This is a genomic window from Pseudoalteromonas sp. S1609, assembly GCF_005887255.1.
Classification (GTDB): Bacteria; Pseudomonadota; Gammaproteobacteria; order Enterobacterales; family Alteromonadaceae; genus Pseudoalteromonas.
In genome coordinates this window covers 1-245 of sequence record NZ_PNDJ01000297.1, presented here as the reverse complement: position 1 = coordinate 245, position 245 = coordinate 1, and the positions used below count along the sequence as shown (strand labels likewise).

General features: G+C 45.3%; 1 protein-coding gene. It reads left to right on the top strand.

Annotated features, from left to right (window positions below):
• On the top strand, positions 1–245 hold a 245-nt coding region (locus CWB76_RS19815; protein ID WP_138609784.1), incomplete at both ends, for a hypothetical protein.

Below are 245 nucleotides of genomic sequence, written 5' to 3'. Positions count from 1 at the left end.
GTGGAAGTGTATAAATCGCCAGAGGCACGTTTAGATGAAGGTGGAGTTGGCGGCCCGGTCTTAATGCATAGTCGTAAACCGCTAAGTAGGGATGCAAACTCAGTGGAGATTAATATTGAAAGCACTTATGCCGATGTAACTGAAGAATCAGAGCCCCAAGTAACCGCACTTTATTCTGTGAATAACGAGGCTGATACTTTTGCTGTGTTCTGTGGTTATACCTCTCAAACACGCACTAACCGCTC